Genomic DNA, 4,455 nt, shown 5'->3' on the forward strand with positions numbered 1-4,455 from the left:
TGCCGGCCCTGCTCGTCTCCGCGGCGCTGCGTCTGTTCGGCTTCACGGACGACGACCTGGACCCCAGGATCCCGCCCGCCCTCATTCATGCAGGTGCAGATCATCTCGTGCTGATGCTCGAGAGCCGCCGGACATTGGCGGCGATGAAGTACAACTTCGATGCTGGTCGCGAGCTAATGATCCAGGAAGGATGGACAACCGTCCTGCTGGGGCACGCTGAGACACAGCAGCGGTTCAACACGCGCAATGCGTTCGCGTATGGTGGCGTGTACGAAGATCCGGCAACCGGCGCAGCAACGGCTGCTTTCGCCGGGTACCTGCGCGACATCCGGTGGCCGCATGCGGGTGCCATCGAGGTCGTGCAAGGTGAAGACATGGGTATGCGTTCTTGCCTGCGAGCGGAAATCACGCCGGCCTTGGGCAGTTCGATCCGCGTCTCCGGTACCGCGCGGATCATTCCATCGTGAACGGCCATGTTAAAGAGGTGACTACCATGCTCAAAATCTTCGGTAAGTCCTTGTCCATCAACGTGCGCAAAGTGCTCTGGCTGTGTGCCGAGATGGAATTGACTTATGAGCACGAGCAATGGGGTTCAGGTTTCAGGTCGACTGAAGCGCCAGAATTCGTGGCGCTGAATCCCAATGCAATGGTGCCCGTGATCAAGGATGGGTCGTTCGTGCTGTGGGAGTCGAACAGCATCTGCAGATATCTCGCGAGCCGTAACGGCCGAAGCGACCTTCTGCCGACGGATCCTGAAGGTCGGGCGCGCGTCGAGCAATGGATGGACTGGCAGGCCACGGAGTTGAACAACGCGTGGCGCTTTGCCTTCATGGCGCTGGTTCGCAAAAGTCCTGCGCACACCGATCCACACGTGCTTGCTGCGAGCGTCGCCAACTGGAATCGACACATGCGGATGCTCGACGCGCAGCTTGAAAAAACCGGCGCATTCGCAGCGGGTCATGGCTTTACGCTTGCCGACGTGGTGCTGGGACTGTCCACGAACCGGTGGTATATGACGCCAATGGAGCGTCCGGATCTGCCCGCTGTGCACGCCTATTTCGAACGCTTGAGCCAGCGTCCGGCGTTCCTGCTGCACGGGCGAAATGGCAACCCGTGACGTTTCGCGACATCGGATTTACGACGCTGCGAACGAATCGGTGATTTCACTTCACCGCGTTATACAACTGGATTGAAGCGGATATCTCCTTACGACTCGGCGTGAAAGGGATCCGGCGGGCACGGCAGCCACCCTATGGAAGGTTGGAGTTGGAGGAATGCCATCTCGGGTTCAGCGAGGGGACGTGATTCGCCTGTGACGCGGCGACCGAATCTGGTTGATTATTGACACGGATGTATCCGCCGAAATCCGCTTGACGAACGCTTTTGATCAGAAGCGATGGGCACGTCGTCGATCGCGCGGTGTCGTTTTGGCGCGTTTTCCTCGGGGCGTTGCTGTTGCGCGGAAGGCAGATCTTTTCCATTGATAAGTTCACGACGCTCATATCTTGTGTCTTGGTATAGCGCACAAGAAAAACCGGAGATGAAATATTGACGGCTGAAGCAAGTGTTTTGCAACTGCGTGTTCTCGCTATGGTTGCATTGCGTCGTGACAACAAACGCAAATCTTGTTTCTGTCCGGGTCTCGAAAGTATGCGCCATAGTAGTGCGGGTGATACTGGGGCCTCAAGCCGGGTGCGCCTTCACATGAGCCTCCAGTCGCGAGAGCACTGGCGTGCGCGTTATTGACTGCGCTGCGATCAGGAGCAAGCAACGCGATCATGTGGCCATTTCCACTGCGTGCCGAATTGCCGTCATATGGGCGGCCGATCAGGAACAGGGGACGGGGGGTGGACGCCGCCATCCATCCCGCCCATGGTTTATCCCTCTCACAAAACTTCAACTGGAGTCGCAGATCTCCCAGAACTGCTGAGTAAAACGTAAAGGCACGTTCAAAGTCGGTAACACCCACGAATACGTGTGAAATCATTGTCATGTTCCTTGCAACAGGCGTTGGTCCCCGGCTGCAATCTCCTTAGTCCAAGGTAGCTCTGCGGTGCAATATGCGTGACGTCATGCTGCGCATGCCGATACGAACGCGTTGACGATCGGTGCAGGCTGCTCCCTGAGCGCTGCGCGCTCGGGTTGAAAAAGTGTCGCAACGAAAAACGGATGTTGAACCATTTCGATAACACGTACGTCGCCTGCCGCATCGTCTCCGGCGACCCGTAACGGGCCTGAAACCAGCGACGTTCTGAACTCGGGGTTAAGTCCATAACGACAACGGTAGCCCTCCGCTATTTCGCTGACTCCATAGGCGGCAGCGATGTGAGTGCCTGGAAACAAACGCACGAGATCCATGGTTTCAACCAAGGCGCATTCAAGTGGTGAAATCACTGCGCGCGCGGCGCCCGGCGCCGTTTCCGCATGTTCTGCATCCGCCCAGCCAAGCACGTTGCGAGCGTACTCAATGATGGCATGCTGAAATCCCCCGCAGGTACCCAGGAACGGGGTTGCGCTTTCTCGGGCGTGGCGAATGGCAAGGAGTGCGCCTTCCATGTTTTGGTAAGGACTCGCGGGGGTACACCAAATTCCATCGAACGAAGCGATACGCGAAACCGATGCGATTTCGACAGTGGGAATCCATTCAAAATCGACTTCGATCTGCATCGTGTCGGCCGCACGCTTTAAAGCGTGCGGAATAGCCAGATGAGCCGGCACCGAGTCATCATAGTCACCGACCAGGGCGACAGTAACTTTTGTTTGCATCCTTTTTGCTCTCTTCATTGATCTGCAGTGTGCGAGTACAGCGTGGTCTGCTCTTTCGCGCCCGGCTATAACTTTGAATTTTTCGAGACCATGCCGACGCACATATTTTAGCGGATGGCCGACCGAGAGCGTTCCCCTGATATTCATGAAGTCCGCGCGGAATCGCTACCACTGTTGATGCGTTACTTCCTGAAAGGCGCGAAGCGTCGACAAGCTGCAGTAAAGGCCTCGTCTCGGTCTGCATCGCGGTCTCTTTTTTGCTCTTGCAAAGAGCAAGTCATCGGCCACCAGTCTTGACGATAAATTCCGCAAGGTCCGTACGCACCGAGCGGGCTTTCAGCCATTCGAGCGGGATCTGCCATAGCGAAGCTTCGAAGCGGCTATGGAAAAATGCAAAGTGGCCTATCTCGGGATACCCCATCGTTTCCGGGGCAATACGCAAATGGGTAATCGGGCTGTCCCGGAAGTAGGCGAGCAAACGTTCGATTGCCGAAGCCGTGCCGAATTCGTCATCGGTTACGCTGAGTGCGAGCATGGGTCCATGAAACGTCGCAAAGCCCTCGACAAGTTTCGCCCGCTCCTCCTCCGTCAACGCATGGGGACCATTCCGGAACGCCTCCTCGAAACGGGGTTCGCGCGCAGTCCAGTCGCGTACCACCCCGCGCGGCGTGTCTTCCATCCAGCCGAGCATGCCACCGGGGAAATAGCCGAGAATGGCCGTGATTGCCGGCATGACTGCGTGCCATTTTATCAGCATGCCTAATCGTTTATGACTGGCATAGTCGCGCCAGTGAGCGAATTGGGCGCCCATGGTGAAAACGCGGTCGATCAGATGATTGGATGGGGCCAGTCCTACCAGAACGCCGCCTATGCTATGCGCGACGACCTGCACGGGCTGGTGAGGAAACGTGCTGAATGCCATCTGCAATACCGCTTCGAAATCAAGACGTCCCCAGTCCAGCCATCCTGCTTGCAAGCAGCGGAGGGACGCCGGGCGCGAACCGCCTATGCCGCGATAATCATAGGTAACGACGTTGAATCCGTGCTTACACAGGAACGCGGCGAAGCGTGAGTAATAGCTGCATCGGACCGATGTGGCGGGGTTGATGATGACCACGGGCCGGGGTCCGCCTGCATCAGGCGCGTCGTGATGGAGCCATATCTGGCCCTTCAGCGGGTAGCCGTCCTCCGCATGTATCGTGATCGGCGCAGGCTGGACCTCGTTCATTTTTTTCTCTTCTGTGAGGGTTTAGCGGATAGCTCGAATACCTGTTCATCGATTTGCTCTTCCAGGTCAGGCGAGTCTCAACGAAGAACGAGCCACGCTGCACACGGAAAGGTACCCACGCTGGCAATGGTAGACAGGAGAATGGCCGCCGACACCCGCGGCGGATCAGCGTCATACCGTTGCGCGAGCACGTAGATATTTCCGGCTGAGGGCAGGGACGCGATCAGAACGCCTGCCTGTACCCAGAACGGTTCAAGCTTCAAAACGTACTTGAGAACAAGCCATGTCAACAGCGGATAAAAAAACAGTTTTACGAGACTGATCAGGCATGCGGCGACGACACCTCCAACCTCGCCGACCTCGCCCAGTACGCAATGCACTTTTGCGCCGTTGAATCCTGCGGCAAATGCACGCCGTGCCGGATCGGTTCCACGCGCGGCGTTGAAGTCATCGCGAAGATC

General features: G+C 57.3%; 6 protein-coding genes and 1 pseudogene. 3 read left to right on the forward strand and 4 right to left on the reverse strand.

The window, feature by feature from the left end:
• Together ACRXB1_RS31370 and ACRXB1_RS31375 are read left to right on the forward strand one after the other, a co-directional pair.
• A partial coding sequence (locus tag ACRXB1_RS31370; RefSeq protein ID WP_449494255.1) for a PhzF family phenazine biosynthesis protein occupies positions 1-467 on the forward strand: 467 nt, incomplete at its 5' end.
• Positions 468-493: 26 nt separating this feature from the next.
• On the forward strand, positions 494-1,117 hold the full coding sequence (locus ACRXB1_RS31375; RefSeq protein ID WP_062001772.1) for a glutathione S-transferase family protein: 624 nt from the start codon (positions 494-496) through the stop codon (positions 1,115-1,117).
• A gap of 471 nt (positions 1,118-1,588) precedes the next feature.
• Here ACRXB1_RS31375 and ACRXB1_RS31380 read toward each other — a convergent pair whose 3' ends face one another.
• The 4 genes from ACRXB1_RS31380 to ACRXB1_RS31395 all read right to left on the reverse strand — a co-directional run bounded on the left by ACRXB1_RS31380 (position 1,589) and on the right by ACRXB1_RS31395 (position 4,374).
• Entirely contained in the window at positions 1,589-1,987 is a 399-nt protein-coding gene (locus ACRXB1_RS31380) for a VOC family protein (RefSeq protein ID WP_449494256.1), read from the reverse strand.
• An 83-nt stretch (positions 1,988-2,070) separates the two neighbouring features.
• The gene (locus ACRXB1_RS31385) at positions 2,071-2,766 is read right to left on the reverse strand and encodes a CTP synthase C-terminal region-related (seleno)protein (RefSeq protein ID WP_075357510.1); all 696 of its coding nucleotides are present in this window, start codon (positions 2,764-2,766) and stop codon (positions 2,071-2,073) included.
• A 277-nt stretch (positions 2,767-3,043) separates the two neighbouring features.
• Positions 3,044-3,994, reverse strand: coding sequence for an alpha/beta hydrolase family protein (locus ACRXB1_RS31390; RefSeq protein ID WP_449494257.1), 951 nt, complete (start codon positions 3,992-3,994; stop codon positions 3,044-3,046).
• Positions 3,995-4,071: 77 nt separating this feature from the next.
• Positions 4,072-4,374, reverse strand: coding sequence for an AEC family transporter (locus ACRXB1_RS31395; RefSeq protein WP_449494258.1), 303 nt, complete (start codon positions 4,372-4,374; stop codon positions 4,072-4,074).
• Between ACRXB1_RS31395 and ACRXB1_RS31400 the strand changes: the two are divergent.
• A pseudogene (locus ACRXB1_RS31400) lies at positions 4,330-4,455 on the forward strand (NADH-ubiquinone oxidoreductase-F iron-sulfur binding region domain-containing protein); the annotation flags it as partial. The gene ACRXB1_RS31395 and the pseudogene ACRXB1_RS31400 overlap by 45 nt on opposite strands.

The sequence above is a fragment of the Caballeronia sp. M23-90 genome (assembly GCF_053574605.1).

Coding starts and splice junctions, on each gene's coding strand:
- ACRXB1_RS31375 (WP_062001772.1), top strand. CDS start 494: ATGCTCAAAATCTTCGGTAAGTCCTTGTCCATCAACGTGCGCAAAGTG.
- ACRXB1_RS31380 (WP_449494256.1), bottom strand. CDS start 1,987: ATGATTTCACACGTATTCGTGGGTGTTACCGACTTTGAACGTGCCTTT.
- ACRXB1_RS31385 (WP_075357510.1), bottom strand. CDS start 2,766: ATGCAAACAAAAGTTACTGTCGCCCTGGTCGGTGACTATGATGACTCG.
- ACRXB1_RS31390 (WP_449494257.1), bottom strand. CDS start 3,994: ATGAACGAGGTCCAGCCTGCGCCGATCACGATACATGCGGAGGACGGC.